Origin of the sequence: Paraburkholderia sp. GAS348 (assembly GCF_050434205.1) — a bacterium.
Classification (GTDB): Bacteria; Pseudomonadota; Gammaproteobacteria; order Burkholderiales; family Burkholderiaceae; genus Paraburkholderia.
Window position 1 is genome coordinate 392,839 of the sequence record NZ_JBNPVT010000001.1, and the last position, 24,519, is coordinate 417,357.

Sequence of the window (24,519 nt, forward strand, 5' to 3'; positions counted from 1 at the left end):
AGCGTTCCGGTCTACGAATGAGTGCCTGAATCGTTGGCGGCAAGAATAAAATCAACGAATGCCCGGAGCGGAGCCGGCATGTGCGTTCGGCTCGGGTAGTACAGAAACGGTCCGGTGAAGGATTGACGCCACTCATCGAGCACCGGCGCGAGCGCGCCTTGCTCTATGGCCGGCCGCAGAAACGCGGCGCAACTTCCGAGGCACATCATGAAACAACTTCAACTAGGTAAGACGGGTCCGCTAAGCTCTGCGATCGGTCTTGGCTGCATGGGTATGTCAGGCATGTACGGTCCCTCCGACCGCGCCGAAAGCATCGCAACGATTCACGCCGCGCTCGAAGCCGGCATCACGCTGCTCGATACGGGCGATTTCTATGGCTCCGGCCACAACGAAATCCTGATTGGCGAGGCCCTCAAGAGCGCGCCGCCGTCACGTCGCGATGCGGCGATCGTCAGCGTGAAATTCGGGGCCATGCGCGACCCGGCAGGGGGCTGGTCGCTCTACGATGCACGTCCCGCGGCGGTCAAAAATTTTCTCGCCTATTCGCTACAGCGGCTGGGCGTCGATCATATCGACATCTACCGTTCCGCGCGGCTCGATCCCAACGTGCCGGTCGAAGAAACGGTTGGAGCGATTGCCGACATGATCAAGGCCGGCTATGTGCGGCACGTCGGTTTGTCCGAAGTGGGCGCCACGACCATTCGCCGTGCGGCAGCGGTGCATCCCGTGAGCGATCTGCAGATCGAGTACTCGCTGATTTCGCGCGGCATTGAAGACGAGATCCTGCCGACGTGCCGCGAGCTCGGGATCGGCGTGACGGCGTATGGCGTATTGTCCCGCGGCCTGATTAGCGGCCACTGGAGCAAGGATTCTGCGGGGAAAGGCGATTTTCGCGCTATGAGTCCGCGGTTCCAGGGGGACAATGTCGATCACAATCTCGCGCTCGTGGATGCGCTGCGCAAGGTGGCAGATGCAAAAGGCGTCTCGGTTGCGCAGATTGCGATTGCGTGGGTTGCAGCGCAGGGCAGCGATATCGTGCCGCTCGTTGGGGCGCGCCGGCGCGATCGTCTTGCGGAAGCGCTCGGTGCGGTTGACGTGACGCTCACCGCGGAAGATCTCGCTGCGATCGCACAGGCAGTACCGATCGGGGCTGCCGCGGGTGAGCGTTACGCGGCGGCGCAGATGGTGCATCTCGACAGCGAACAGGGTAGCCGCGGATACACTGCCTGACGCGCTGACGCCGCGAACGTCATTCGCTCCGATTCAAGAAGCCACGCTATCTAGCAGCGGGCGGCGGATGCGAAACCGTTCGAAGGGCCGTCGCTCACGAGCGCGGCAGCACAACGATCGAGACTACATCGCATCATAATTTTTATATATCATCATGTGATGTATATGCGCTTTACTCCGGCACCCTGCATGGTTTGACCCCGATGTGTTCGCGTCAAAGGAGGGGCTTCGAGACTCATGGGGACTCAGAAATCAATCTGAGGGACGTTAAAGGCGCCTTTGAGCGACTTCAGTTCGGCGCGGTGCATCTCGGCGAGACGGGCAAGCACCAGTTCGCCCGCTTTCAACAAATGAACCTCGACCTGGCGGCGGTCGGTCTCACTGACCTTTCTGCGGACCAGATCGAGTGCCTCACAGCGGGATACGAGCGCAACCACACCGTGATGCTGCGCCTGGAGCCTTTCCGCAAGCTCGCCGACGGTGGCCCAGTCGCGCTCCGGATAGCCCTTGATGTGCAGGAGCAGCAGATACTGCAATGGTGTAATGCCTTCGCCCTGGGCAGCCTGCTCAGAAAAACGCTCGAAGCGCCGCATCTGGTAGCGAAACTCGGACAGCTGCTCGAAGTCCGTCTTGGTCAAGCCGCGAGCGAGTGTTTTCATCGGAGTTCTGTGGAGAAAAAGGTCGGGTGCAAACTATATCATGTCGTGATATTTATGCCTGTATTCAACTCTGGTGACGGGGGCAGCGGCTATGCAGCGGTGTGTCGGTGCTGGGCGTAAGCCTGGCGATACAGCCCCGCGATGAGGTCGGCTTGCGTGATCATTCCGGCAAGCCGCTGATTCGAATCCAGAACCGGGATATGGTGGTGCCCGTAGTTCGCGAACACGGGCACCAGCTCGACGATCGGTGTCGTCGCGTCGACCGTATGAACGTCGACGTTCATCAAGGCGCCGACCAGCGGCGCCGGGGTGATGCTGCGCCGGAACCAGCGTCGCATGGGAGACGACAGAGCGGCCCCTTTGCTGAACGCGCGTTTGTCGACGAGGTCGGCGCGGGTCACGATGCCGATAACGTGCTGCCTCTCGTCAGTGACCGGGAGTGCCTTGATACGGCGTTGTTTCAGCAGACTCCATGCGGCGGAAGCTCTCGTGGCTGCCGATACGGCGACCAGGGAGCACGACATGATGTCCGCGCAGGTCAGTTCGTTGAATATGCGGGCATAGGCCTGCAACTGAACATCGCGCAGCAGGGATTCCAGATCGTCCGTGTCGATATCGAGCAATTCGCCGCGCCGGTTCAGCACCGACTCGAGGTCCGCGCGCGTGAAGCCTTCGTTCGCCGCCGCGCCTTTGCCCGAAATCTGGGCGACGTGCGGGTATCGATGCCCGGTAGCCGCGTGGTAGGCGATGGCAGCGCATAGCAGCGCTACGGACTGGATCGCAATCGGTTCGGCCACAAAGCGGTAGCCCAGCGCGTGCACCGCCGGACCGCCAAGGACCGCGGTCAGCGCAACCGCGCCCGACGGGGGGTGAACACATCGCAGCGCGAACATCGCACAGATCGCCAGCGCCACGGCCAGAGCGGCGGCGCCCACCGGATCGGCGATCCAGCTTGCACAGGCAACGCCGACCGTGGCGGAGACGATATTGCCGCCGATGATGGACCACGGTTGCGCAAGCGGACTGGCCGGAACCGCGAATAGCAGCACGGCCGAAGCACCCATTGGAGCCACAAGGAGCGGAATGTTTGCCGCCGGTCCGAGAAGGACGTGCATTGTCCCGCCGGTGAACGCAATCCCCAGCAATGCGCCGAGACACGATCTGAAGCGTTCTGGCCACCGGACGGCAATGGGGTGGGGAGTAAAGCTGGAAAGCCAGCGAATAAGAGCGTAGCGGGACAAGGTTCAGGTAGGAAAGGGGGGTATCCCGTGGGACGCCACCGCACCTTGCGGGAAAATCCTCACGAAGCGAAAGAACGTGTCGTCATGATTATAGTTCATTGTGATATAAAATACGTTTCGGATCGTCGCGATCCGAAACGTACTGATCACAGGGTCAGACTGATTCTGCGTCTGGTGCAGAAATACAGCACCCGCGAAGGATGCCCTATCCGCAGACCCGAGCAACCACGCGGGCCCGCGGCGCGACACCGCGATACCGTTAAACCGCTTTGACTTCGCGCAGGTTGAAGATGTCCTGCTTGGTGTAGCCAAGGCTCGCCAGCACTTCGTCCGTATGTTCGCCGAGCAGCGGCGACGCGGTGACTTCCGGCTTCATATCCGAGAACTTGATCGGGCTGCCCACCGTCAGATACGAGCCGCGCTTCTTGTGCGGCACTTCGACTATCGTGCCGCTCGCGCGCAACGACGGATCGTTGGCCAGTTCCTTCATCGTCAGCACTGGCGCGCACGGAATGTCGAATTTACGCAAGATGTCGACCGCTTCGAATTTGGTCTTGTCGGCGAGCCACGCTTCGATGGTTTTGAATATCCCGAAGATATGCGGTTGACGCGCTTCGGCAGTCTTGTAGGCTGGGTCGTCGATCCACTCGGGTTTGCCCAGTGCCTTGCAGATCGGCTCCCACGCATGGCCCTGGATCGTGAAGTAGATGTAGGCGTTCGGATCCGTTTCCCAACCCTTGCACTTGAGCACCCAGCCCGGCTGGCCGCCGCCGCCCGCATTGCCGCCGCGCGGCACCACATCGCTGAATTCGCCGTGCGGATATTGCGGATATTCCTCGAGGTAACCCACGCGCTCCAGCCGCTGCTGGTCCCGCAGCTTCACGCGGCACAGGTTCAGCACGCTGTCCTGCATCGATACGGCGACCTTCTGGCCTTTGCCGGTTTTGTCGCGCCCAAGCAGTGCGGTCAGAATGCCGATCGCCAGATGCATGCCGGTGTTGCTGTCGCCGAGCGCTGCGGCGCTGATGGTCGGCGGACCGTCCCAGAAGCCGGTGGTGGACGCCGCGCCCCCTGCGCATTGCGCGACGTTTTCGTAGACCTTGAGGTCGTCGTAGTGATGGCCGTCGCTGAAGCCCTTCACCGAAGCGACGATCATCTTCGGATTGAGTTCGTTGAGGCGTTCCCACGAAAAGCCCATCCGATCCAACGCGCCTGGGCCAAAATTCTCGACCAGCACGTCCGATTCGCGGATCAGTTTTTCGAGTACTTCCTTGCCTTCGGGCTTTTTCGTGTCCAGTGTCAGCGACTTCTTGTTGCTGTTGAGCATGGTGAAGTAAAGCGCGTCGGCGTCGGGGATGTCGCGCAACTGGTTGCGCGTGACGTCGCCCGAACCCGGTCGTTCAACCTTGATTACGTCGGCGCCGAACCAGGCGAGCAACTGGGTGCAGGCGGGGCCGGCCTGAACGTGGGTGAAGTCGATGATCTTGATGCCTTCGAGAGGTTTGGTCACTTTGATATCTCCTTGGTTACGCTGGATCACTTTTTCATTGCCGCGCTTTGCGGATTCAGATTGGTCAGGCGGCCGCTTTCGGTGCCGGCCGCTTCGTCGATCACGGCATTGATCAAGGTCGGCTTGCCCGATGCGAGCGCTTCGACGAGCGCCTTCGTCAGTTCTTCCGGTGTGGTCGCGTGGTAGCCGACACCGCCGAATGCTTCGATCATCTTGTCGTAGCGCGCACCCTTCACGAACACGGTCGGCGCGACGTCCTTGCCGCCCGTCGGGTTCACGTCGGTGCCGCGATACACGCCGTTGTTGTTGAAGACGATCGTGCAAACCGGCAAGTCGTACCGGCAGATGGTTTCGAGTTCCATGCCGCTGAAACCGAACGCGCTGTCACCTTCGATCGCGACAACCGGTTTGCCGCTTGTCACCGCCGCGCCGATCGCGAAGCCCATGCCGATGCCCATGATTCCCCACGTGCCCGAATCGAAGCGTTTGCGCGGCTCGTACATGTCGATGATGCTGCGCGCGTAGTCGAGTGTGTTCGCACCTTCGTTGACGACGTTGATGTCCGGGCGCGTCTTCAGAACATCGCGGATTGCGCGCAATGCGCTGTGGAAATTCATCGGCGACGGGTTCTTGTCGAGCGTGGCGGCCATCTTTGCGAGGTTCTTGCTCTTGCGCTCGGCGATCGCGCCGGTCCACTCAGCGCCCGGCTTCGCGAATCCCGCATCGAGGCCAGCACGCAATGCCGCCACGCACGAGCCGATATCGCCGATCACCGGCGCGGCAATCGCGACGTTGCTGTCGATTTCGGTCGGCGAAATATCGACCTGGACGAACCGCTTGGGCTCCGCGCCCCACGTTTTGCCCTTGCCATGCGAGAGCAGCCAGTTCAGACGCGCGCCGATCAGCACGACGACGTCGGCTTCCTGCAGCACGAACGAGCGCGCCGCCGACGCCGATTGCTCGTGGGTATCGGGCAACAGGCCCTTGGCCATCGACATCGGCAGATACGGAATGCCGCTTTGCTCGACGAACGCGCGGATCTCCGCGTCGGCCTGCGCATACGCGGCGCCCTTGCCGAGCAGGATCAGTGGACGCTTGGCGCTCTTCAGCACATCGATCGCACGCTTGACCGATTCCGGCGCCGGCAACTGACGCGGCGCGGCGTCGACGACTTTGACCAGCGACTGTTGTGCCTTCACGGCGTCAAGCGTTTGCGCGAGCAACTTGGCCGGCAAGTCCAGATACACGCCACCCGGACGGCCCGACACCGCGGCACGGATCGCACGCGCCACGCCGATGCCGATGTCTTCCGCATGCAGCACGCGGTACGCGGCCTTCGCATACGGCTTGGCGGCATTCAACTGATCCATCTCTTCGTAATCGCCCTGCTGCAGATCCACGATCTCGCGCTCGCTCGAGCCGCTGATCAGGATCATGGGGAAGCAGTTGGTGGTCGCGTTGGCGAGCGCGGTCAAGCCGTTCAGAAAGCCCGGCGCCGACACCGTCAGGCAGATGCCAGGCTTCTGCGTCATGAAACCGGTAATGGCCGCTGCGTTGCCCGCGTGCTGTTCATGACGAAACCCGATGAAACGCATCCCTTCCGCTTGTGCGAGCCGCGCGAGGTCGGTGATCGGGATGCCGACAAGACCAAAGATGGTGCTGATGTCGTTCAGTTTCAGCGCGTCGATGACGAGATGAAATCCGTCGGTCGTCTCGGCTGCCTGTTGCTTCGGGGTCGCTTCTTCTGCGGGCCTATCGGCTTCTGCCATGATGTCTCTCCTTGGTCACGGGGCGTTGTGGGATTCGTCGCGAGTTGCGCGCTCACGTTGTTGTTTATTCAGGCGAGCCGCCGGACGACGGTTGCAGCCGCGCTTCGGCGATGACCATGCCAGCCGGCGCGCCCGAGTTCTCGATCCAGCGTTTTCTCATGGGGGCGAGGATGAACTTCGCGGACACCGCTGCCGCGATCGAGATCGCCGCCGCCGAGATGAACACGGTGCTCCACCCGCCGTTCGCCGACAGCACCGATGCGATCGGCACCAGCATCGACGCGGTCCCCTTCGCGGTATAAAGCGTCCCCGCATTGGCCGCGGCGTATTTGCTGCCGAACGTGTCCGCGCAGGTGGCCGGGAAGATCGAGAAGATCTCGCCCCAGCACAGGAACACGGTGGCTGCGAAGAACATGAATGCGTAGGGGTTGTGGCCGAACTGCATGAGTCCCAGCAGCGCGACGCCTTCGCCGAGAAAGATCATGAACATCGTGTTTTCACGGCCGATGCGGTCCGACAGAAAACCGCACAACGGACGCGTGAAGCCGTTGCACAGATTGTCGATCGACAGCGTCATCGTGAGCAGCGGCAGCGTGACGCCCAGCAGATTCACCGGCAGTTTGGCAAAGCCGAATTCCTTCGCGATCGGCCCAAGCTGGGCGGTTGCAATGATGCCGCCGGCCGCGACGAACACGAACATCAGGTACAGCACCCAGAAGAGCGGCGAACGGATCATCTCGCCGGGCGTGTAGTCGATCTTGCTTGCCACCACGCGTTTGGCCGTGGCTGCGGTTGCGGGCGGTTTCGGCCGTATCAGCATGGTGCCGAGCAGCAGCATGCAGGCGCCCTGGAAAATGCCGAAGAACATGAACGTGTGTTCGTAGCCCGAGCGCTGAATCATGTTGGCGATCGGGATTACGGTGACGGCCGCGCCGGCGCCGAACCCTGCCGCGGTCAAACCGGCCGCGAGACCGCGCTTGTCCGGAAACCATTTGAGCGCCGTGCCGACGCAGGTGCCATACACGCAACCCGCGCCGATGCCGGCGATCACTGCCGCGACGTAGAGCTCGGCGAGACTGCTCGCATGCGCGTCGATGATCCAGCCGAGCGCCGCACACAGCGAACCGCCAATCACGACCGGGCGCGGCCCGAACTTGTCGACCAGCCAGCCTTCGACAGGCACGAGCCAGGTTTCAGTGACGATGAAGACGGTGAACGCGGTCTGGATTGCCGCCTGGCCCCAATGGTGGGCGTTATCCATAGGTACGACGAAAAGCGTCCACGCATATTGCAGATTCGCGACAAGCCCCATGCACACAATGCCGATCGCCAGTTGCACCCAGCGGTGATGCCAGAACGCCGTACTGCCGCTCCGGGATACGTTGGAATGTCCCATGTCTTTCGTCTCCTGTAGATTCCGTCGCGCTCGGGTGGCGCGTTGGACTTACGTGATCGAATCGCTTCATTGCCGGTTTGTCGGTGGGCAATGGCGCGCCAATGGTCGGCCAGCGGGAACTGCACTAACGAAAACCCTTACCCGTCGATCGCACGACAACTGGGTGAAAGGTGTTTGGCGTGGAGCGCGTCTGAGGAGATGCTGCGCGAGAACGGCGATAAGTGAAAGTTAAAACATTTTATGGTTTGCATTAGGCATACCTAATAGATAGGCGTGCTGCTACTGACTATTGGGCTGTGAGCAACGCGATGCAGCTGTCCGGACATCCGGATTGGGTCGCTGCCGTACTGGAGGGGAATCGAATGTATAAACAAAACACTATTGTTTTTCGAAATAACTTTAATTGTTGTTTATCTACGTGTGCTCCTATTGTTGGTCATGCCATTTGCCTGAAGGAGACGAACATGAACCAGTCCCAGTTCGACGCTTGCGACAGCACGCATGATCCGGAAGTCGAGGCGCAACTGTGCGCCTATAACAGTGCGTTCGATGAACTCGGCCTGCGCTTCCGTTGGAATGCGAGCACGCTGGCGCTAGTCGCCATGATCGACGGTGAGGAGGCGCAGATTGCTGCGTATATCGAAGCGCACCATGCGCACTTGCTGAAAGCGTATAGCGCCGGGTTTCTGAGCCGGGCCATTCTCGAGAAGAAAAACGCCCGCTATCCCGCGCGCTTACCGAGGCGCGTCGAGAGCGCGGCGCAACTGAGCGACGTGGCACATCAGCCACCGACAAGCAGCCGGCGCGTGCGCGTGTCGTACGAGGTCGAGTTGCCGGCGCTGGCTGGTGTTTAGACGCGGCGGCGGATGAGGTCGAAGCGGCGATCGCGGCGTGCACTGCCTCATCAGCGGCGCATTCCGCTAATCAGTGCTCATTCATTGATCTCGCTTCACAGCATGCGCGCGCGATTCGTTTCTATCTTGCCTGCGATCAGGCTTACCGTTGCGCGCCGAATAGGAAAGCTCCGCGCGTGATCCCGAAACCGGCCGGCCACCCCCGCAGTGCGTTCAATGACCGCCTCCGCGGCACGGGCCGGTAGGCCCGTCAGGCTGGCAAGCTGCAACAGATGCTTACGCGCCGGCGCGCGGCTCTCGCCGCACACGTCCATTTGATGCTCACTGCCCGGCCCTTCGTTGAAGGTCAAGTCGTAAGCCGGTGAGAATTGCCACTGCCCCTGCGCCGACAGTCGGAAAGAGAAGTTTTTCGTGTGGTCGTCCCGATTGTTGAACACCACATTGAACACACAGCGCTCAAAGGCCCGCAACACTTCACGCTCGTCCCGCGTGATGAAGCGAGTCAATTTCAGAAGCGAACCATAGTCGATCGACGGATATCGGAAGTTGGCGTTCAGCGCGCCGGCAGCGGTGTGCATTGGCACGCGCTGAGCGCCAGACCGGTCGAAACGCTCGATGCCGAATGCTGAAAGAGACGGACCGAGATCAAAGTACCTTGTTAACGGCACGGGAATCTCACATGCTTCGGCAAGCACGGCATACAGCGCCTCGACTGCGCACACCTCCTTGTGGTCGTACTGGGCGGGAAACTTGACCAGCCAGGGCGTGCCGGCACGCTGCTCCGAGTTCGACATGCGGCCACTGTGCGGGTCGAAGTTGACCAGCACTTTAGGCCGGGCGCCGTGCGGCGAGCCGCCCATCAGGACGAGTTCGCGCAGCAACTCGGTACTGCCGTCCGTCATCACTTCGCGGACCTCCCGGGCAAGCTCGATAAGCTGCACATCGGAAGGTTGAAGATCGTCTCCCTGAGCCGGCTCAAAAACAAGGGCACCCATTGCCTTCTCGCCAATGAACGCAAGACGGTCGAGCGGGGACATCCGCGCAGGCTCCCAGCCTCGCTGCCGAAAGAGACGGTCCATTAGCAGCATGCCCCAGCCGTCGGGCAGCGCATCGGAAACGAGCCCTGGCAAGCGAAACTGGTGGTCCGGAAAGCTATCGTAGGCCTGCTGACGCAATGCCAGATGCAAGGGCGAAAGCTCGAGACCGCGTTGCAGCGCTTCGGAGGAGTACTCAAATATCAGGTTTGTCCCGTCGTCCCCGAGCTTGCCCAGTTCGAAACGCTCGCTCCAGCCGGCGTAGACGACGCTCAGTTTTTTCATCGTCACCTCCGGGAAGCCCGCTCACGCGCGGCGCTCGCCTTTTCCATCGCGCGAATGGAGTTCGGTTTGTATTCGAACAGAGGCGACAGCGAGCCGGTCAGCCCAAGCGCCATCGCTACCCGGAGAAGACTCTCAAGCGTTGCCTTCCCGGTACGTTCGAGGTTGCGTACCGCGCGCTCGGACACCCCGGCGCGGGCGGCCAGTTCGCTTTGCTGAAGATTCTGAGCGAGGCGCTGCACGCGTAGCCGTTGACCCAGTTCAAGCGCGATTTCGTCCGCAGTAGCGAGATCAAAGAGCAACATTTTGCCGGTTATCCATCAAATTTGCCGATAAACGTTAATATTTTACCGGTTAATGTTCATTGGAACAATGCGATCCTATTTAACAGGTAAATATGTGCCGTTTATACTATATTTTTCGAGTTAACCAGCCAGAAAATGATGATTACTCGAAGTCGCTCACGATCGCGCGGTTGCACAGCATGCCTGCACGGCCGGCGATGAGTTTTCCGCCAGCAAGGCCTTGATCTTCGCTTCGGTCTGTTCGTAGTCGCCTTCGCCGAAGTGCGTGTAGACCACGTGCCCTCAAAACGGCGATCAAACGCTTCGACATTACGTTCCCGGTGGCGCAGGACAACGACTATGCAACGTGGCGCGCCTGCGACAACCAGTATTGGCCTGCGTTTTATCTGGTCGCCAGCCGGAGACCATCACGCGTGCATCGGCCGGCTGCGCACAACCTGACCCAGCACGGCACAAGCAATCAACAGCGAGCCTGTGACGAAGAACACGGCGTGCAGGCCAAGATGAACGCCGATCACTCCACCGATCAACGGCCCGATAACCTGGCCGGCGAATTGCGCCGACTGAAGATACCCGAGCATCGTTCCCGACTGCTGTTCACTGGCCGCGTGCCGGACCAGTTTCGCAATCGACGGCAGCAGGCCAGCCAATGTCATGCCCATCAAACCGCGCAGAAGCGCCAGTTGCCACCACTGCGTGACGAACGCTTGCGGCACCATGACGAGTCCGGTCAACACGAGGCATCCGATAATCACGTTCCAACTGCCGATCCGATCCGCCAGTGCGCCAAGCCGCGCCGCAGTCAGCATGCTGCCGAACGCCGAGCACGCCATCACGATGCCGGCCGTGCGGGCCAGGTGGTCGGTCGGCACATTGAGGTGTGCGATATACACGGTGATGATCGGTTCGATCGACATGTTGGCGAGCAGCACCATCATCGCGGTCAGCAGCAGCGCGACCATCACGGTGCGGTTGGTCAGCTTCGGCGCCGCCGCGCTTGTTGGGGCGCGCGCCTTGGCATCGGCGTCGGGGTGAAAGTCTTCCCGTACGAACAGGATCGTCAGCACGGCGGCGACCGCGATCATGGCGCCGCCGGCGAAGAACGTACTGCGAATGCTGATCAACGAGGGCAGCAGACCGCCGACCAGCGGACCCGCGAGACTGCCGGCCAGCGAGCCGGTCGAGAGGATGCCGAGTGCCCATCCCGCGCGTTCGCGAGGCGCCTGGGTGCCGATCATCACAATCGACGCCGATGCATATCCCCCGATCAATCCGGCCAGCAGCCGCAACACCACCAGCTCGGTCACGTTGTGCGCCATGCCGATCAACGACATCACGATCGCCATGCCGACTGCTGCTCTTACGAGCATCGGCTTGCGCCCATAACGATCGGCCAGACGCCCCCAGAGCGGCGCCGTGACGGCCGTGCCGAGAAAGGTCGCGCCGAACGCCACGCCTGACCACTGCACGATCGCGGCCTGCGAAGTTACACCGAGTTGCTGCACATAGAGGGGCAGAAACGGCAGCAACATGCTCAGACTGACCAGTGTGGTAAACGAGCCGAACACGCAAATGAAAAGGTTGCGGCGCCAGTAGCGTGTATTCCGTTCGGCGTAGCTGGTGGCGTTCGTGAACCCGGCCCCAAGGGGCGCCACATTGGCTGCCTGATTCATATCGCCCCCCGTGATTCCGCGCGCATCTGCGCACCGGCGACGAGTACCACGTTCTGTTCCGAGTCCATTGCCTGCTCCATGCGTTTGGCGTTGCAACCAGGTTTGGCCGCAGCTGTTACCCATGGAAAGCAGTTTAGGGACGAACGCGTGGCGAGAGAATCGCCGCCGCGCGGCAGACATTCTTCCGCGTGACGGTTTAATCCGCGTCGGTGATCGCTTTGAGCGTGCTGAAATGGGTGCGTAGACGCGGTACCGCGAAGTCGACGAAGGCCCGGACTTTCGGCACCGAGAGACGGCCTTGCGGCGTGAGCAGATGAACAGGGAGCGGCGCTTGCTCGTAACCGGCCAGCACGATCTTCAACGAAGCTTCGCGGACCTGCTCGGCGATGTGATACGAAAAGAGCCGCGTGACCCCGTAGCCGTCGACGGCGGAGGCCACCGCGCCTTGCACGCTGTTGACGATCAGCCGCGGCGTGAAGTGCACCGTTTGTGGAGCCGCCGAATTGTTCGATGACGGAAAGCTCCACGAATCGACGCCGAAATGCGTCATCGAAATGATCCGGTGTTGGGCGAGATCGCCGGGTTCCTCGAGACGCGGATGGTTGGCGAGATAGCGCGGCGCGGCGGCGACCACCCGGCGGACTTCGCCGACCGGCGTCGCGATCAGCGTCGAATCGGCCAGGTGGGCAATGCGCAGCGCGACGTCGATCCCTTCGTCGATCAGGTTGGCAGGGCGGTCGAGCAGATAGAGGCGCGCGGTGACATCCGGATACAGGTCCACAAACTCGTCGAGCAGCGGGCGCAGAAAGTCCTGACCGGCGGCCACGGGCGCGGTCAGCGTCAGCGTGCCGCGTGGCGCCGCGCGTTCGCCGGCGATCATCAGATCGGCTTCTTCGAGGTCGGTCAGGATTCGCCGGCACGAGGCAGCGTAGCGCTCGCCGGCTTCGCTCAGCTTGATCGTGCGCGTGGTGCGATGCAGCAGCGCCATGCCGGCATGCGCTTCGAGAAACGCAATGGCCCGGCTCACGGCGGCGGGCGAGCGGCCGAGGCGCCGGCCTGCCGCGGCAAGGCTGCCCTCGTCGAGGGCGGCGACGAATACCTTCATCGCGTCGATTCGATCCATTGCCGTTCAGCCGTCAAGGAGGGAAGAGGCGAGCTGATTGCCCGGAGCGGAGCCGAGCGTCGCGACGAGAAAATCGACGAAGCGCCGCACCCGCAACGACAGATGGCGTTTGTGGGGATACAGCAGCACGAACGGCCGGGAGGCGCCGCCGAGCGCCGGCAACACTTCCACCAGAGCGCCTGTCGCCAGGTCCTGCTCGACGACGAAACGATACGTCTGGAACAGCCCGGCGCCGCTGCGCGCCAACGTCACGCCGCCAAGTACATCGCCCGCGCTCGAATAGCCGCCATCGGTGAAATGCTCCTGCACGTCCGCCCCGCTTTTGAACAGCCAGGGAATCTTGCGGCCACTGCTTGGCAGGTCGAACTGAATGCAATCGTGGCGCGCGAGGTCCTCCAGCGACGACGGCGTTCCGGCTCGCGACAGATAAGCGCGGCTGGCCACCACGACCAGTTCCGCGTCTTCGAGCTTGCGGGCGATCAGATTCGATTCGCCCGGCGCGCTGCCGCGAATGGCCAGATCGAAGCCTTCTTCGGCGAAGTCGATGTTGCGATTGCTGATGTGCACGTCGACCCGCACCTGCGGATGCCGTTCGCGAAAGGCCGGCAGGATGGGCAGCACGCGATAGTGCGCATAGGGCGTCGGCATGCTGATGCGCAACACGCCGGCGGCGGCGGACTGCTGGCCCGTGGCTTCGCGCTCTGCGTCGACGAGTTGTCCGAGCGCCTCGCGACAACGCTCGTAGTACGTCCTGCCCGCGTCGGTCAGCCGGATACGGCGTGTGGTTCTGACGAAGAGCCGCACCTCCATGCGCTCCTCCAGCCGCGACACCGAGCGGCTCACTGCCGCCGGCGTGACGCCGGCTGCGGTGGCGGCGTCCGTAAAGCTCTCCAGTTCCGCCGCGAGACAGAACAGCTCGATGCTGCCGAGCATCAAGTCGTCGAACTGGCGCTTGCTGTTTCGTTCGATGATCCGTGAGCTATTCATTACCTGATGTATCAAATGAATTCGACTTGGGCGTATTTATCGACGCGAGTGGCATAAGTATAGTCAGTTACATGGGAGCCGGACAGCCATCGCGACTCCCAGCGATGCCCGCCGATGCGTGGCTCGGAGCCGTTTTCCTTTACCCATGGAGCCGAGCGTCATGAACAGGCAAAACAAGACTGTCGTCGTCACCGGTGCATCTAGCGGTGTCGGCTTTGCGCTGGCCGAGGCCTATGTGGAGCGTGGCTACAACGTCGTCGGCAATGCCCGCACGCGCCTGGATGGCGGGACGGCTGCCGGTAAGTGGTAATACGTCCCGTCGAACCCGGGGCAACTGAAAGGAGTGCATGATGCCGTACATCAATATTCAGGTGACGCGCGAAGGCGTTACCCGCGAGCAGAAGGCCGAGTTGATCAAGGGCGCGACCGATCTTGTGGTGCGCGTGTTGCACAAGGACCCCGCGGCCACTTTTGTCGTGATCGAGGAAATCGACACGGACAATTGGGGCTGGGGGGGTGAATCCATCACAGACATACGCGCACGGGAACGCTGAGCGCGTAGCGATTGCAAGGAGCTGAGGACATGAAGGACTCTCCGAATCTGCTCGCCCGGTTGGGCGTTGCCTTGCCGATCATCCAGGCGCCGATGGCGGGCGTGGGCACGCCGGCGCTTGCCGCGGCGGTGTCGAACGCGGGCGCATTGGGCTCGCTCGGTGTCGGTGCGATGAATGCGCAGAGCGCGCGGGCGGCGATCCACGAAATTCGCGCATTGAGCGGCAAGCCGTTTAACGTCAATGTGTTTGTGCATGCGCCGGCCGTTGCCGATCCCGTTCGGGAGGCGCGTTGGCTCGACTATCTGGCGCCGCACTTCGCGCGCTTCGGTGCTCAACCACCCACGGCGCTGCGCGAGATCTATACGAGTTTTGTCGAAGACGATGCGATGCTCGAGATGTTGCTCGACGAGCGTCCGGCTGTGGTCAGCTTTCACTTCGGGTTGCCGTCGGCCAGGAAAATCGCTGCGTTACGCGAAGCCGGGATCATGCTGCTTGGGAGTGCCACCAGTCTTGACGAGGCAGCTCGGATCCATGCAGCAGGACTGGATGGCATCGTTGCGCAGGGCGCCGAGGCCGGCGGTCATCGAGGGAATTTCGACCCGTCGGCCCCGGACGAGTTGCTCGGCACAATGGCGCTCGTGCGGCTGATTGTTCGCGAGATTCCACTGCCGGTGATCGCGGCCGGCGGCATCATGGACGGCGCGGGCATCGCGGCTGCGTCGGCGCTGGGCGCACAGGCGGCGCAACTCGGCACCGCATTCGTTGCCTCGCCCGAATCCGCCGCCGACGCAGCCTATCGGGCCGCACTGCTGAGTCCGCACAGTCGCACGACATTTATTAGCGCGATCTCTGGACGTGCGGCGCGCGGCATCGAGAACCAGTTCAGCGAGTTGGGCGATGATCCAACGCGCCCCGCGCTGCCTGATTATCCGATTGCTTACGACACCGGAAAGGCGTTGCACGCGGCCGCCAAAGCGCAGGGAAGCGCTGCCTATGCAGCTCAATGGGCAGGGCAGGCCGTGCGGCTTTCGCGTGCGATGCCGGCGGCGGAACTGGTTCAGACGCTGGTTCGCGAAGTCCGTGAAGCGCAAACTGGAACGGCTAGGTGAACGCTTGAAGTGTGCCGTACGCGGAAACCGACCGCGCACGACGCGTGCAGTCTGCACTGTTAGATCGAGCCGTTTTGTCGTACGGTGAAGTAACTGACCTGGATTGCGCGCCGGCGCACCGTTCGCTGGCGGAGGGCCCCCACCCACTGAGAAGGAGCCATTCATGGAATCGTCTTCAGGCCCGCAATCGGGCGCCCAGGCCGACCACGGCGCGCAAGGCAGCCACGGCTCGATGGTCAAGCTGGCGCTGGCCGCCATCGGCATCGTGTTCGGCGACATCGGCACCAGTCCGCTCTACACCATGAGCACGGTATTCGATTCGGGTCACGGGCTGGTGCTCAACCGCTTCAATGTACTGGGCGTGGTGTCGCTCATCATCTGGTCGCTGATCATCGTGGTGACGCTAAAGTACGTGACGCTGATCATGCGCGCCCACAACCACGGCGAGGGCGGCATCATGGCGCTGCTGGCGCTGGCCTCCAGTTCGGTGGTGGACCGGCCCCGCCTGCGCAACGGGCTGCTGCTCGCCGGCGTGTTCGGTGCGGCGCTGTTCTACGGCGACGGCGTCATCACGCCGGCCATCTCGGTGCTCAGCGCGGTGGAAGGGCTGGAAGTGGCGGAGCCGCAGCTCAAGCCCTTCGTGGTGTCGATCGCGCTGGTCGTGCTGATCGCCTTGTTCCTGGTGCAGCGGCGCGGCACGGCCGGCATCGGCGCGGTGTTCGGGCCGGTGATGGTGCTGTGGTTCGGTGTGATTGCGGTGGCGGGACTGCTCAGCATCGGTCGCGCGCCGGGCATCCTCGACGCGTTCAACCCGTTCGTGGGCCTCGAATTCCTGATGCGTAACGGCTGGCGGGCCTTTGTCTCGCTCGGCGCGGTGGTGCTGGCGCTGACCGGCGCCGAGGCGCTGTATGCCGACATGGGCCACTTCGGCGCGCCGCCGATCCGCCTGTCGTGGTTCGCTCTGGTGCTACCCGCGCTGGGGCTCAACTACCTGGGCCAGGGCGCGCTGCTGTTGTCGGACGCCAAGGCCGTGGACAACCCCTTCTTCCACCTGTTCCCTTCGGTGACCCTGTTTCCGATGGTGCTGCTGGCCACGGTGGCGACTGTGATTGCGTCGCAGGCGGTGATCAGCGGCGCGTTTTCCATGACCAAGCAGGCCATGCAACTGGGCTTCATGCCGCGCATGGGCATCGTCTACACCTCCGAGCGCGAGGTCGGCCAGATCTATGTGCCTGCCATCAACTGGCTGCTGCTGATCGCGGTGGTGGGGGCGGTGCTGGGCTTCGGCTCCTCTACGGCACTGGGTTCCGCCTACGGTATCGCCGTAACGGGCACCATGATGATCACCACCTTCCTCACGTTCTACGTGGTGCGCTACGCCTGGCACTACAACTGGTTGCTGTGCGTGCTGGCCACCGGCTTCTTCTTTGTCATCGACTTCGCGTTCTTCTCGGCCAACCTGCTCAAGTTCGTGGATGGCGGATGGTTCCCGCTGCTGCTGGGCGCGATCATGTTCACCGTCATGTCCACCTGGCACCGCGGCCGTGCGCTGATGGTCGAAGAGGCCAGCATCCATGCCGGCGCGCTGCCGCTGACCAGGTACCTGGACAGCCTGTTCGCGAAGGAAACGATACGCGTGCCCGGCACCGCCGCGTTCCTGACCATCGACCCCAGCACCGTGCCGCATGCGCTGATCAACAACCTGGCGCACAACCACGTGCTGCACGAGCGTGTGCTGTTCGTGCACGTGACCAACCTGGATGTGCCCTATGTGACACGCGAGCAGCGCGTGGCGATCACGCCGCTGGGCCACAACTGCCACAGCATCCTCGTGACCTACGGCTTCAAGGACGAGGCCAGCCTGCCGCAAGCGCTGCGCGACTGCGAGCCGAAGGGCCTCGTGGTCGATCCGGCGCAGGTGTCCTTTTTCCTCAGTCATGCCACGGTGGTGGCGACCGGAGGCAAGGGCATGCCGGTGTGGCGCGAACGAGTGTTCAGCGTGATGGCGCACAATATCGGCAACCCTGCGGCTTATTTCAAGCTGAGTTCAAGCCGGGTGATCGAACTGGGCTCGCGCGTCGAAATATGAGGTGAAACTTCCGCCGGGCTTCGAACTCTTCGAGTCGATGACCCCGACGAGTGGCCGCGTCGGGATGTCAATCGGTGAATCGTGGGTGTCGAGGACGCCGTTGCTCCATTGCGCGATGACAATCTCGCAGGACGAGAAGGACCGCGAACATGAAGAGGCTTTTCGTTTGCTGTGACGGCACATGGAACTCGGATAGCGACGAGTTTCAGGGGGTGCCCGTTCCAACCAATGTCGTTCGCTTTTTCTTTCAGGCTCCCTATCGACCGAACATAGACCCTGCGGTGGCGGTCCAGGTGCGGGTTTTCGCCAGCCCGTTGTGGAATTGGACTGGTATTTTCATGAAGGAGGGCGTGCGCTACCGGTTCAAGGTGCCTGAAGGTCAAACGTGGCTGGACGGGGACAGCGCATCTGGAGCGGAGGGGACGCCAGGCAACTGGATGCAACGCCTGTTTGCGTGGTGCAAGCGGGTCAGGGGGGCGAACTGGTTCGAACTCTGCGGTGCAATCTCATATCCAGGGCAACCGGGCGAGGCAGGCGTGCCACCTCAACCCTTCTACTTCAGAATCGGCAGGGAGATAGAGATCGAGGCTCCATACTCGGGTTACCTGTATTGCTTTGCCAACGATGCCAGCTGGGCGTATTGGAATAATCAAGGAAGTCTGCGGGTTGAAATCGCCGAATCAGCCGGCATGCCGGCGGGCAAGGGGGCGGCATACGCGCCTTCAGACGATGACCTGACCGCGCCCGCAACAGCACCCGGAGGTTCTGGCGCAGGCCAACCATCATGACGCGTCAGGCAGATGGTCAGGCCGGCCCTGGATCCGGGCAACCAGATCGTGTCTCAGCCTGGAGCCTGATCAGACCGTACTGGGTCTCCGAGGAACGCAGAACCGCGTGGGGTCTGCTGATCACGATCATCGCCATGGACCTGATCCTGGTTGGCATCAACGCCCGCTTGAACACGTGGAACCGTGACTTCTACAACGCACTGGAAGGCAGGAAGGTGCATGAATTCCCGCAGCTGATGCTGTTTTTCAGCGCGCTCGCGTTCGCGTTCGTCGGGATTTCCGTCTATAACCGCTATCTGCGTCAGATGCTTGGCTTCCGCTGGCGCCAGTGGCTGACCACGCGTTATCTGCAGGAATGGCTGGGCGACGGCACCTTCTACCGCATCGAGCGCGATCGCCTCACCGACAACCCTGACCAGCGGATCGCCGTCGATCTCGAGTCATTCGCCAACACCACACTTTCGCTCACACTCGACCTGCTCTCGACGCTCGAAACACTCATCTGGTTTTCGACGGTTCTATGGAGCACGGCGGGCGCGCTGGCAGTCATGATTGGCGGCACGCCCGTCCAGATTCCTGGCTACATGCTCTGGGCAGCCATCGTCTATGCGATTGCCGGCTCGCTCCTGACAAACAAGGTCGGTCATCCGCTTGTGTCGATCAACTACCAGTTGCAGCGCGTCGAGGCGGATTTCCGGTTCGGCCTGATCCGTCTGCGCGAGAATGCCGAGCAGATTGCGTTCTACGACGGTATGCGGGCCGAGGAATCGACCGCTCAGGACCTGTTCGGCCGGATTCGTGAAAACTGGTGGCGCGTGATGAAGTACACGCGGCGCTACAGCTTCGTGCTCAATTTCTACGGTCAGATCGCCGAAATCTTTCCGATCGTCGTGGCGTCGCCCCGTTATTTCGCCGGTGCGCTCAGTTTCGGCACGCTGATGCAAATCGCCGACGCATTCGGTTCGGTTAGCGAATCGCTTTCGTGGTTCATCAACAATTACGACACGCTTGTTCAATGGCGCGCAACGGTCAATCGTCTGCGCGAGTTCAGGCGCGTCATGCAGCTGCCTCATCTGAAGGAGTCCGTGTCGCCCGCAACCGAGCATGGCGGCATCAATCTGCACTACGTCGACGAGAGCCAGCTCGTCACGCACAACCTCACGCTTGCGCTGCCCAACGGCGAGACGCTCGCGAGCGTGCGCGACATCGCCGTCAAGCCTGGTTCGCGCTGGCTCGTGCGCGGACCGTCCGGCTCGGGCAAGAGCACGCTGTTGCGCGCGCTGGCTGGTCTCTGGCCGTTCGGAAACGGCTCGATCGACGCACCTGTGAACGCGCGCATGATGTTCATCCCGCAGCAGAGCTACCTGCCGGTCGGCACCCTGAAGGCTGGGCTCACCTATCCCGCAGCGGCCGCCGATTTCAGCGACGAGGCATGTTGCGAGGCGCTGCGTCTGTGCCGGCTTGAGGGCTATGCTGACCGGTTGCACGAATCTCACCATTGGTGGCGCATTCTTTCTCCGGGCGAGCAGCAGCGGCTAGCGGCCGCACGCGTGCTGATGCACAAGCCTGACTACGTGTTTCTCGACGAAGCAACGAGTGCGCTCGACACCGAGAACGAAGCGCATCTGTATCGCCTGTTGATCGAACGGCTGCCGAAAGCGGCGATTGTCAGTGTCACGCACCGCAAGTCGCTTGCGAAGTTCCACCAGGAGACCCTCGATATTGCGCATGCGCGCGAGCACACGGTGGCAGATACACGGCCGCCGCCGACGTGATCGTTTGACTGCGGAGGGGATGCCGCAAACGCTTTCATTTCCACGCATTCCCTGCCACTTCGGGGCATCCGGGAGGGCGCATCCAACACAACCAGGGCGACAAGCATCATCCGTCATAATGTCGATCGTCGATAAACATGGCTGTTACCGGTCTCCAATTCGAACGCACCGCTCAAACTTGCGATCCTTTCATCGGAGGTGTGGCCGGATGGAGTACCGTATTGGGGACTCAATTTTTCGTCAGGTCAAAATGAGCTTTGAGGCGCTTATGTCTACGGACGCAGACACAATCACGGACGAACTCGTCGCGGGAATCGCAGATCGAATGGTCGACGAAGGCCGGAAAGTTTCCCCAGTGACCATTTGGCCCGAGATCCCTGGCGGGTCGATTGTTGCCATTGCGGCGGCCTTGCAACGCTGGCGCGAAGCGCGGCAGCCCCTCATGCCCCATGTGCAGGTCCAGGCCGGGTTGCCGGAGCACATTGCCGAAACCATGATGAGCGCCGCGGATCGGCTCTGGATGGCCGCCCAGGGCGAAGCTGACCGGGCCGTCAGTCAGCACCTGAGCGCCGTGAACCAGCACCTCGACATGGCCCGCGCGGAACGGGACGAGGTTCTTGTCGAGTATCAGAAGTCGACGGAAGAAGTCGCAACCGGGCGTGAGCGGCACGTTGCGCTGACGGGCGCGCTGAGTGCCTCGGAGGAGACGTCCGCACGCCTCGCGGCGGAACTTGCGACAGCGTCTGGCCGCGCGGAAGCTGCGGAGGCGCGTGTGGAGGAACTGGCACAGCGGGTGTCCGTGGAAGAGGCCGCGCTGGAACATACCAAGGCGGAACTCGACGAGGAGCGTAAGGCGCGTGGAGAGTTGGGCGCTGTTGTTTCCAGCCAAAACGATCAGATCGCACAGATGAAGCAGGAGCTTGACGAGGCGCGGCAGGAGATCACCTCGTTGGGTTATGACTGTCAGGCGAAGTCCGCGGAGGCGGATAGAGCGTTGCAGGAGGCCAGCGCGGCATCATCGCGCGCGGAAGCCGCCACGGCGCAGACGAACGAAAGCCTCGCGCGGGCTGCCGCGCTGGAGGCTGAACGGGATGAGACGCGCTTCGCGCTCGAGGCAGAGCGCCAGACTAGCGCAGCGCGCCGCGAAGAAGCAGCGATTCAGTTTGATGAATTGCAGCGCGTTAGTCGTGAACTTGAGGCGGCGCGGGAGCAGGTCGCCGCCATCTCTGAAGCGAAAGCGGCTGTGAGCGCTGAGTTGGCTCAGGTTTCGCAGGACGCCTCTGTCGCGAGCGCTGAATTGGCCCGGGTCTCGCAAGAGGCGTCTGCCGTGAGCGCTGAACTGGCACAGGTCTCGCAGGATGCTTCTGCCGCGAAGGAGCGGGCAGAGGCCGCGGAACAGCATGCGGCGACGTTGGCGCAGCGCCTCGCAGAAGTCGAGCAGGCGAAGGCGGCCGAAGCGGAACGATGGGCGCAGGAATCCAGCGCGGCTTCGTCGCGTGCTGAAGCCGCTGCGGCGCAGATGAGCGAGAGTCTGGCGCGGGTCGCCGCGCTTGAGGCTGAACTGGACGAGGCGCGCAACGCGCTTGCTGTAGAGCGTCAGACGAGCGCAGCGCGGAGCGAGGAAGCGGCGGTTCAGCTTGGCGAACTGCAGCGCGTTGGGCGGGAATTTGAGGCGGCGCGGGAGCAGGTCAGTGCTATGACTGAAGCGAAAGCGACTGCGGATGCCGAGCTGGCCCGGGTTGCGCAGGATGCGTCTGCCGCGAGCACTGAACTGGCCCGGGTTTCACAAGATGCTGCAGCGGCAAAGGAGCGGGCAGAGGCCGCCGAGCAGCATGCGGCGACTTTGGGGCAGCGCCTCGCGGAAGTCGAGCAGGCGAAGGCGGCCGAAGCGGAACGATGGTCGCAGGAATCGAGCGCGGCTTCATCGCGTGCTGAATCTGATGCGGCGCAGGTGAGCGAGAGCCTGGCGCGGGTAGCTGCGATTGAGGCTGAACTGAATGAGGCGCGCACCGCGCTTGCTACGGAGCGCCAGACAGTCGCAGCGCGAAGCGAGGAAGCTGCGGTTCACCTTAACGAACTGCAGCGCGTCGGTCGGGAACTTGAGGAGACGCGCGTCGCGCTCGAAGCCGAGCGTCAGACAGGCGCAGCGCGGAGTGAGGAAGCGTCGATTCAGCGCAACGAGCTGCAAGGCGTTGCCCGTGAGCTTGAAGAGGCGAGGAAACAGGTCAGCGCGATGACTGAGGCGCAAGCGGCTATGAGCGCTGAACTAGCCCAGGTTTCGCAGGGTGCGTCTGCCGCGAGCGCTGAGCTGGCCCGGGTTGCACAGGATGCGTCGGCTGTGAGCGCAGAACTGGCCCGGGTCTCGCAAGACGCGTCTGCGGCAAAGGAGCGGGCAGAGGCCGCCGAACAACGTGCGGCGACATTGGCGCAGCGCCTCGCAGAAGTTGAGAAGGCTCGCGCCGAAGAAGCGCGACGCAGCCATCAACTTGCCGCTCAAGCGGGCGAATCTGCGACGGCGGAAGAAGTCGCCGAGTTACAACGCCAGATCTCGGCTCAGGCCAAAGCGCATGAGAAGGCCTTTAATGAGCTTCGTTCGATTGCTGAACAATGGGTGGCGCATGCCAAGGACCTCAAGGGACGGCTCGGTTCGGCAAACGAGAAACTATTGTTCATCGACTCACGCAGCACAGGAGAAGTGGCGCTCATCCGGAAACTCTCGTCCGAACTCGAGCGGCTTAAGCCAGATAGTGAGTTGATATCGCGGGACATTCAGCAAAAGCTTATCGGAGCGACGATGGCCGAGCGACTTTCGCAGAAGGGTTATCGGTATGACCCGGCGACGGCGGTTATGTCGAAAGTGGAGCGTTGAGGTGGGTATAGCAGTTCGAGGGAGGGCGTCGCCACCGCGTTGTCCGGAGGCGACGTACTGCCCGCCTCATGCTGCGACCTCGCTGGTACTTCTTGGACCGCCTGACACTCGCTTGAGGTAGTGGGTGCACGGGCACATAGAAGCGTATAGCAGACCGGGGTTTCGCAAAAACCGGCGAGCCTTGTGGCTCCCCCCATACCACCCGCCCGTTTTTTGCGTCCGCGATTGAACTTCCGCTAGCGGCAACGCCACTCCGATCAGGGTTTCTGTTTCGAGACTTTCCACAGGCCGGTCATGTGGCTCGGATCAAAGTTGACACCCCGATTCGAGAGAACAGACGTGAATACCTGATACCTGGTGTTAGGGTGGGTTGAGTTTTCACAGCTGTCGAGAAATCCACCGCGGGTGTTGTCATAGTCGTTGAGCAAGCGGACTACGTTATCTTCACGGAGTTTCCCGTCGTAGCCCTCTGTCGACTCAACGAAGAGGCGCCAGGTGAGTACGTCGTTGGGGCGTTCACTCTTGTTTGCAGTGACGACGCGGTATAGTTCGGGCGGGTTCGCAATGTTATTGGTGCCGAGGTATCCGCCGTCGCCCTGGTGTAGGTTGAACAGGTAGACAGAATCACAGCTCTTCACTTCGCTGCCGAAAGCTTTCCCTTCTGCCGATTCGATTCGCCACGTGCCGCTGTTTCCGTCGCGGTTCGGTGTGGTTGCGGTCACCACATTCAATTTTGATGCTGGGAGATCGGCGAGACCGCAGCTGTCCAGATAGCCACCGTCGAAATTCTGAAAGCCGTTGAGAAAGTGAAGCAGATCACCGTATAGAACAACGCTTGCCATGTTGCCTCCAAAAGGTAGGTGTGTGGTCGATGGAGAGATTAGTCTCCAGCCACGCCAGACTCTAAACGTACCGTCTTAGGCTCAGCAACTACCAAAATTGGAGGTTCCTTTGTATGGCCGGCACTGATCCGCAAACTCGACCGTATTGACGACAGTTACCGTTCGTAGAGAAGCGGTCCTGGATGGACACGACCGACTAGTCGTTTCGAGAAAGGGGGGGGCCTCCTTTTCTCGTTTCCAGGCCCTAACGTAACAAAATGTGCCTGGAACAGGCGATTCCACTAAAGCTGATTGTCGGTCCGGCAGACCCCATCTCTGGCAGCCATAGGGTCAGCCGTTATCGCGAACTGGTGCCACACCCGGACGTCTCGGAATTGGCATGTATCCTGGCTAAGCGGGCGCGGCAAGTTCACCCTTGCCGCAGATCACA

General features: G+C 62.0%; 19 protein-coding genes and 4 pseudogenes. 10 read left to right on the plus strand and 13 right to left on the minus strand.

From position 1 onward, the window contains the following. Positions 1–11: 11 nt before the first annotated feature. A pseudogene (locus tag P3T22_RS01870) lies at positions 12–179 on the minus strand (LysR family transcriptional regulator); the annotation flags it as partial. A 28-nt stretch (positions 180–207) separates the two neighbouring features. On the opposite strand from P3T22_RS01870, the gene P3T22_RS01875 reads away from it, so the two are divergent. Next, complete coding sequence (locus P3T22_RS01875) at positions 208–1,230, plus strand: aldo/keto reductase (protein WP_429324057.1); 1,023 nt, start codon at positions 208–210, stop codon at positions 1,228–1,230. A 245-nt stretch (positions 1,231–1,475) separates the two neighbouring features. On the opposite strand, the gene P3T22_RS01880 is transcribed toward P3T22_RS01875, so the two are convergent. The 5 genes from P3T22_RS01880 to oxlT form a co-directional block, all read right to left on the minus strand. Then, positions 1,476–1,889 (minus strand): MarR family winged helix-turn-helix transcriptional regulator, encoded by a 414-nt coding sequence (locus P3T22_RS01880; protein ID WP_429324058.1) that lies wholly within the window; start codon positions 1,887–1,889, stop codon positions 1,476–1,478. An 89-nt stretch (positions 1,890–1,978) separates the two neighbouring features. Next, a complete protein-coding gene (locus tag P3T22_RS01885) occupies positions 1,979–3,130 on the minus strand; it encodes an HPP family protein (RefSeq protein ID WP_429324059.1) in 1,152 nt (383 codons plus the stop codon). Positions 3,131–3,389: 259 nt separating this feature from the next. Beyond that, a complete protein-coding gene (frc, locus tag P3T22_RS01890) occupies positions 3,390–4,640 on the minus strand; it encodes a formyl-CoA transferase (RefSeq protein ID WP_063500349.1) in 1,251 nt (416 codons plus the stop codon). 26 nt (positions 4,641–4,666) lie between these two features. After that, positions 4,667–6,409, minus strand: a complete 1,743-nt coding sequence (oxc, locus tag P3T22_RS01895) for an oxalyl-CoA decarboxylase (protein ID WP_063500348.1) — start codon at positions 6,407–6,409, stop codon at positions 4,667–4,669. A gap of 64 nt (positions 6,410–6,473) precedes the next feature. Further along, positions 6,474–7,805 carry an oxalate/formate MFS antiporter gene (gene oxlT / locus P3T22_RS01900; protein WP_429324060.1) on the minus strand — a complete coding sequence of 444 codons (1,332 nt, stop codon included), beginning with the start codon at positions 7,803–7,805 and terminating at the stop codon, positions 6,474–6,476. 464 nt (positions 7,806–8,269) lie between these two features. Here oxlT and P3T22_RS01905 point away from each other — a divergent pair, with 464 nt between their 5' ends. Beyond that, positions 8,270–8,659: a hypothetical protein gene (locus P3T22_RS01905; RefSeq protein ID WP_429324061.1), complete on the plus strand. Its 390-nt coding sequence runs from the start codon at positions 8,270–8,272 to the stop codon at positions 8,657–8,659. A 95-nt stretch (positions 8,660–8,754) separates the two neighbouring features. Here P3T22_RS01905 and P3T22_RS01910 read toward each other — a convergent pair whose 3' ends face one another. The 3 genes and pseudogenes from P3T22_RS01910 to P3T22_RS01920 all read right to left on the minus strand — a co-directional run. Beyond that, positions 8,755–9,978 carry a type II toxin-antitoxin system HipA family toxin gene (locus P3T22_RS01910; protein ID WP_429324062.1) on the minus strand — a complete coding sequence of 408 codons (1,224 nt, stop codon included), beginning with the start codon at positions 9,976–9,978 and terminating at the stop codon, positions 8,755–8,757. Positions 9,979–9,980: 2 nt separating this feature from the next. Beyond that, the gene (locus P3T22_RS01915) at positions 9,981–10,280 is read right to left on the minus strand and encodes a helix-turn-helix domain-containing protein (RefSeq protein WP_236721030.1); all 300 of its coding nucleotides are present in this window, start codon (positions 10,278–10,280) and stop codon (positions 9,981–9,983) included. A 156-nt stretch (positions 10,281–10,436) separates the two neighbouring features. Beyond that, positions 10,437–10,562 (minus strand): annotated as a pseudogene (locus P3T22_RS01920) (thioredoxin); the annotation flags it as partial. Between P3T22_RS01920 and P3T22_RS01925 the strand changes: the two are divergent. Continuing rightward, a pseudogene (locus tag P3T22_RS01925) lies at positions 10,562–10,672 on the plus strand (thioredoxin); the annotation flags it as partial. The pseudogenes P3T22_RS01920 and P3T22_RS01925 sit on opposite strands and share 1 nt — an antisense overlap. A gap of 15 nt (positions 10,673–10,687) precedes the next feature. Here P3T22_RS01925 and P3T22_RS01930 read toward each other — a convergent pair. From P3T22_RS01930 to P3T22_RS01940, 3 genes are all read right to left on the minus strand, one after another. Next, positions 10,688–11,953 carry an MFS transporter gene (locus P3T22_RS01930; protein ID WP_429324063.1) on the minus strand — a complete coding sequence of 422 codons (1,266 nt, stop codon included), beginning with the start codon at positions 11,951–11,953 and terminating at the stop codon, positions 10,688–10,690. A gap of 196 nt (positions 11,954–12,149) precedes the next feature. Next, the gene (locus tag P3T22_RS01935) at positions 12,150–13,076 is read right to left on the minus strand and encodes a LysR family transcriptional regulator (protein WP_063500343.1); all 927 of its coding nucleotides are present in this window, start codon (positions 13,074–13,076) and stop codon (positions 12,150–12,152) included. 6 nt (positions 13,077–13,082) lie between these two features. Then, a complete protein-coding gene (locus P3T22_RS01940; RefSeq protein ID WP_063500342.1) occupies positions 13,083–14,063 on the minus strand; it encodes a LysR family transcriptional regulator in 981 nt (326 codons plus the stop codon). A 160-nt stretch (positions 14,064–14,223) separates the two neighbouring features. Here P3T22_RS01940 and P3T22_RS01945 point away from each other — a divergent pair. The 7 genes and pseudogenes from P3T22_RS01945 to P3T22_RS01975 form a co-directional block, all read left to right on the plus strand. Next, a pseudogene (locus P3T22_RS01945) lies at positions 14,224–14,367 on the plus strand (SDR family NAD(P)-dependent oxidoreductase); the annotation flags it as partial. Between the two features lie 46 nt (positions 14,368–14,413). Further along, positions 14,414–14,617, plus strand: a complete 204-nt coding sequence (locus tag P3T22_RS01950; RefSeq protein WP_429324064.1) for a tautomerase family protein — start codon at positions 14,414–14,416, stop codon at positions 14,615–14,617. Positions 14,618–14,646: 29 nt separating this feature from the next. Further along, positions 14,647–15,726, plus strand: a complete 1,080-nt coding sequence (locus P3T22_RS01955; protein WP_429324065.1) for an NAD(P)H-dependent flavin oxidoreductase — start codon at positions 14,647–14,649, stop codon at positions 15,724–15,726. A 163-nt stretch (positions 15,727–15,889) separates the two neighbouring features. Then, entirely contained in the window at positions 15,890–17,815 is a 1,926-nt protein-coding gene (locus P3T22_RS01960; RefSeq protein WP_429324066.1) for a potassium transporter Kup, read from the plus strand. A 149-nt stretch (positions 17,816–17,964) separates the two neighbouring features. Continuing rightward, positions 17,965–18,603 carry a hypothetical protein gene (locus tag P3T22_RS01965; protein WP_429324067.1) on the plus strand — a complete coding sequence of 213 codons (639 nt, stop codon included), beginning with the start codon at positions 17,965–17,967 and terminating at the stop codon, positions 18,601–18,603. Then, complete coding sequence (locus P3T22_RS01970; protein WP_429324068.1) at positions 18,600–20,378, plus strand: ABC transporter ATP-binding protein/permease; 1,779 nt, start codon at positions 18,600–18,602, stop codon at positions 20,376–20,378. Before P3T22_RS01965 ends, P3T22_RS01970 begins: the two co-directional genes overlap by 4 nt. A 268-nt stretch (positions 20,379–20,646) precedes the next feature. After that, entirely contained in the window at positions 20,647–23,247 is a 2,601-nt protein-coding gene (locus P3T22_RS01975; protein WP_429324069.1) for a DNA-binding protein, read from the plus strand. A gap of 257 nt (positions 23,248–23,504) precedes the next feature. Here P3T22_RS01975 and P3T22_RS01980 read toward each other — a convergent pair whose 3' ends face one another. Then, on the minus strand, positions 23,505–24,089 hold the full coding sequence (locus P3T22_RS01980) for a hypothetical protein (protein ID WP_429324070.1): 585 nt from the start codon (positions 24,087–24,089) through the stop codon (positions 23,505–23,507). Between the last annotated feature and the right edge of the window lie 430 nt (positions 24,090–24,519).

Coding starts and splice junctions, on each gene's coding strand:
- P3T22_RS01950 (WP_429324064.1), top strand. CDS start 14,414: ATGCCGTACATCAATATTCAGGTGACGCGCGAAGGCGTTACCCGCGAG.
- P3T22_RS01970 (WP_429324068.1), top strand. CDS start 18,600: ATGACGCGTCAGGCAGATGGTCAGGCCGGCCCTGGATCCGGGCAACCA.
- P3T22_RS01905 (WP_429324061.1), top strand. CDS start 8,270: ATGAACCAGTCCCAGTTCGACGCTTGCGACAGCACGCATGATCCGGAA.
- P3T22_RS01875 (WP_429324057.1), top strand. CDS start 208: ATGAAACAACTTCAACTAGGTAAGACGGGTCCGCTAAGCTCTGCGATC.
- P3T22_RS01975 (WP_429324069.1), top strand. CDS start 20,647: ATGTCTACGGACGCAGACACAATCACGGACGAACTCGTCGCGGGAATC.
- P3T22_RS01935 (WP_063500343.1), bottom strand. CDS start 13,076: ATGGATCGAATCGACGCGATGAAGGTATTCGTCGCCGCCCTCGACGAG.
- P3T22_RS01940 (WP_063500342.1), bottom strand. CDS start 14,063: ATGAATAGCTCACGGATCATCGAACGAAACAGCAAGCGCCAGTTCGAC.
- P3T22_RS01955 (WP_429324065.1), top strand. CDS start 14,647: ATGAAGGACTCTCCGAATCTGCTCGCCCGGTTGGGCGTTGCCTTGCCG.
- P3T22_RS01880 (WP_429324058.1), bottom strand. CDS start 1,889: ATGAAAACACTCGCTCGCGGCTTGACCAAGACGGACTTCGAGCAGCTG.
- P3T22_RS01965 (WP_429324067.1), top strand. CDS start 17,965: ATGAAGAGGCTTTTCGTTTGCTGTGACGGCACATGGAACTCGGATAGC.
- oxlT (WP_429324060.1), bottom strand. CDS start 7,805: ATGGGACATTCCAACGTATCCCGGAGCGGCAGTACGGCGTTCTGGCAT.
- P3T22_RS01915 (WP_236721030.1), bottom strand. CDS start 10,280: ATGTTGCTCTTTGATCTCGCTACTGCGGACGAAATCGCGCTTGAACTG.
- oxc (WP_063500348.1), bottom strand. CDS start 6,409: ATGGCAGAAGCCGATAGGCCCGCAGAAGAAGCGACCCCGAAGCAACAG.
- P3T22_RS01910 (WP_429324062.1), bottom strand. CDS start 9,978: ATGAAAAAACTGAGCGTCGTCTACGCCGGCTGGAGCGAGCGTTTCGAA.
- P3T22_RS01960 (WP_429324066.1), top strand. CDS start 15,890: ATGGAATCGTCTTCAGGCCCGCAATCGGGCGCCCAGGCCGACCACGGC.
- P3T22_RS01980 (WP_429324070.1), bottom strand. CDS start 24,089: ATGGCAAGCGTTGTTCTATACGGTGATCTGCTTCACTTTCTCAACGGC.
- P3T22_RS01930 (WP_429324063.1), bottom strand. CDS start 11,953: ATGAATCAGGCAGCCAATGTGGCGCCCCTTGGGGCCGGGTTCACGAAC.